Origin of the sequence: Vibrio sp. 10N.261.52.A1, from assembly GCF_002876325.1 — a bacterium.
Taxonomy (GTDB): Bacteria; Pseudomonadota; Gammaproteobacteria; order Enterobacterales; family Vibrionaceae; genus Vibrio; species Vibrio chagasii.
The window spans coordinates 1-3,324 of the sequence record NZ_MCYD01001107.1; the positions used below are offsets into that span (position 1 = coordinate 1).

A 3,324-nucleotide genomic window follows, 5' to 3' on the forward strand; every position below is an offset into this window, starting at 1 on the left:
CTATTACAATAGATAAATTGTCATTTAATCGTTATTGATACATTCATAAAGGTGAACTTAAAAGAATCCAACTGCATCAAGCGATGAGTTTCAGCGTTAAAGACTTGTTTCAAGAGTAGTTATCTTGTAAAAAGACTAGAGCATGTAAACAGCACCATGCGTTAAAATTCAGAAGGTTATAAGGTTTATTAGTGAAAGCGAAATACAAGAACATTGTCGATAGATACGCGGACGCAATTAGAGCTGGCCGATTACACGCAGGGACGAAGTTGCCGACACATCGAAAACTCTCTGTAGAAGAATCGATCTCATTAGCAACGGCTACAAGGGTCTATGCTGAGTTAGAGATGATGGGTCTAGTCTGTGGAGAGACTGGAAGAGGCACATTTGTCAGAGACATTAGCTTACCGACAAACCATGGCATGGATCAGCAAATGATAGCCTCTGACATAGTGGATTTGAACTTCAACTATCCAGCCTTACCAGAGCAAGGTGAATTGTTGCGGAATGCACTACGCACTTTGTCACTATCCGGCGGGATCGATACTCACCTTCTTTATTCCCCCCATGCTGGTTCGACGAATGACCGCGAGATCTTTGCACTCCACTTCTCAAAACACGGTATGACCTTTAATGCCGATGAATTGCTCATTGTTAACGGGGCTTAACACGGTTTAATGGTTGCAGTATTGGGGTTACTACAGCCGGGGGATGTGGTTGCAGTCGATGCGCTTACTTATCCTGGTTTTAAAGCGTTAGCCCAGCTCTATCATATTGAGTTGGTCCCTGTTCCATTCGATTCTGAGGGACCAGACTTACGGGCACTTCGACATCTGTGCACACAAAGAAAAATCAAAGCCGTATATACGATGCCAACCTTACATAACCCGTTAGGCTGGGTCTTGAGTGAACGACAACGCATGGAGATAGCAGAAATTGCACGACTCTATAATTTGCTAATCATTGAAGATACCGCTTACGGTTATTTGGTCGACAACCCTCCATTACCGATTTATCACCATGCCCCTGAAAGAACAGTACTCATCACTGGTTTTTCAAAGAATGTTGCAACGGGACTTCGTGTTGGTGTCATCATGGCGACACAAGCGCTAAGAGCAGATCTAGAAAGAGCAATCCGGGCGACAACGTGGAACACACCATCGTTATTAACAGCCATAGTCAGAAATTGGGTCGAAGAGGGTGTGGTTAAACAGTTAGAGGAAAAGAAAAGAGTAGATGCTAGAATGCGCCAACGTTTAGCGAAGGAGATTCTCAGTCCACTTAACTACATTAGTCATCCTTCATCTTATTTTATTTGGCTTCCTTTAAATAAGGGGGTTCGGTCAGACCATGTGACTACATCACTTATTAAACACAATATTTCGGTCTCTACCGCTGATCCGTTTTGCGTGGTCAAAGTCGTCCCTCATGCACTCAGAATTGCGCTTGGTTCAGTTAGTCCAGCAGCTTTGCGAACAGCATTACAGACTGTCAAGAACTGCATTATTGATAACTCTGATCTGTCCCAGTAAGATTGGATTTTTCATTAAGCGACTTTTCAAAACCTGTAGTTATTCATGAGCCGCTAAATTAGCAAATTTTTATCCAAATCTCAGTCAGCACCTCGTCCCGAATCAAGGCGAGTTACAACAATGCCTTTTGCAACTGGAAGTCTGTTGGTTTGACCGACAAGAGCTGATAGCAAAGACAATCAAAGCTTACTAAATTAATTTAATTAACCAATCACTTTCAATTGTCTTTGGTTATAGTATGTATGACAGAATCCCAATAATACTTGAGCTATTTTAAATGAAACATGAATTACATAGGTTTGAGCTCACAATAGAGAGCACTATCTCTGAAATCTATGGTCACTTTACTAAGGCAAATAGTGACCAAAGCCTCGACAGAATGTTTGCAGGTCTTCAAAAAAAACTCAGCCAAATTAACTGCTCAGTGAGCGAAAGAGAGTGTACTTTCACTAATATCTACATTGCATACGGCAGAAGGCAAGAGGACTTTGATGGTAAAGAGAAAACTTGTCACTCTTTCTCTACAAGGAGAGTCGACAGTATCATGAAAACCCACTCTACCCTTTCGCCAGAAGACCTACTCGGTGAGGCTTTACGGGCTTTAGAGCAGTGATCTTGGACTTTGACACTTTATCAATGATGGGATGCTCGATAGCAATATGAGCAGAAAAGTTAAGAGTCATTAACCCTTGAGTAAAATAGTGATAAATGTAGCTGAATCTCAAAAGAGTAAATCTCTGTAAAAGGTCAATATGGCCTCTTTTGCGCCTGACCAGCCCCGCTCTACAAGGCCAGGTTAATGAGGAAGTTGTGCAAGTTCGTCTTTACTCATTCCTGTTACAGCCATAATGGTTTCTTGATCCAAACCATTAAGCATCATCTTACGTGCCACCTCATAGGTTACTTCTTGACGTCCTTCTTGACGCCCTTTTTGGAGTCCACGTTGCTCGCCTTGTTGACGCAATTGTTCTGCAATAGTCATAAGCCTATCCTCGTGTTTGGGTACTGATGAGGCCAAAGACGTAATTAACGCTTCTAGGTTATTCGTTTCACCCACTTGAAGTAGGTAGCTCATCAATGACTGTATTTGCTTATCTGTAGTGTAATCGGTTAACAACAATGTGACCAGTGGCTCCATGATCTCCAGAAGATCACGATGCCTCGCGTGTTTTTGTACAAGCTCAAGTAACGCGATACGGCGATGCTGCATTATCTCATCATCGGGGATGACCGTGACATCGACCAATGGAAAATCTTGAGTATAGAGCGCCTTAGCCACAACAGGATTAGCAAAACCTTTTAACCAATTCATTTCATACGGGTACGGCGAGACCTGGCCATGGTAAAACTGTAAAGGGATCACCAAAGGCAAATGCTCATAACCCGCTTCAATATGCTGTTGCATAGCGGCGATAGCGTAGCGCATCAGTCTGAACGCCATGTGTTTATCAGACCGACTCTGATGCTCGATTAATGCATAAACGTACCCTTCCCCCTGAGACGTTTTAAGAGAATAAAGAACGTCCGAATAGTAAGGCCGTAAGCTTTCTTCAATAAAACTACCTGATTCGAGTTTTAGGGTCGTCAAATCACAGATTTCACGCAGCTCAGCAGGCAGGTGAATATCCAATAAGTCTCTAGCAGTTTCAGGATGAGTGAGAAACTGCTTAAAAAGCGCATCGTGTGGAGTTGGCGTCGTCTTTTTCATACCACTCCCTTAACATCAAATAAGCCACCTCTTGTTATAGTTATCATATCTTTCCCTCTCCATCATGGTTGCTTAATTCCAGGG

The 3,324-nt window shown here is 42.7% G+C and carries 4 protein-coding genes; 3 read left to right on the forward strand and 1 reads right to left on the reverse strand.

What is annotated here, in order from left to right:
- Window positions 1-191: 191 nt before the first annotated feature.
- From BCT81_RS29460 to BCT81_RS23715, 3 genes are all read left to right on the forward strand, one after another.
- Window positions 192-668: a GntR family transcriptional regulator gene (locus BCT81_RS29460; protein ID WP_198596952.1), complete on the forward strand. Its 477-nt coding sequence runs from the start codon at window positions 192-194 to the stop codon at window positions 666-668.
- A gap of 9 nt (window positions 669-677) precedes the next feature.
- The gene (locus BCT81_RS29465; protein WP_198596953.1) at window positions 678-1,532 is read left to right on the forward strand and encodes a PLP-dependent aminotransferase family protein; all 855 of its coding nucleotides are present in this window, start codon (window positions 678-680) and stop codon (window positions 1,530-1,532) included.
- A 277-nt stretch (window positions 1,533-1,809) separates the two neighbouring features.
- Window positions 1,810-2,145 carry a hypothetical protein gene (locus tag BCT81_RS23715; RefSeq protein WP_102426062.1) on the forward strand — a complete coding sequence of 112 codons (336 nt, stop codon included), beginning with the start codon at window positions 1,810-1,812 and terminating at the stop codon, window positions 2,143-2,145.
- Window positions 2,146-2,328: 183 nt separating this feature from the next.
- Here the strand turns inward: BCT81_RS23715 and BCT81_RS23720 are convergent, their stop codons facing one another.
- Window positions 2,329-3,240: an Rpn family recombination-promoting nuclease/putative transposase gene (locus tag BCT81_RS23720; protein ID WP_102426063.1), complete on the reverse strand. Its 912-nt coding sequence runs from the start codon at window positions 3,238-3,240 to the stop codon at window positions 2,329-2,331.
- Window positions 3,241-3,324 lie beyond the last annotated feature (84 nt).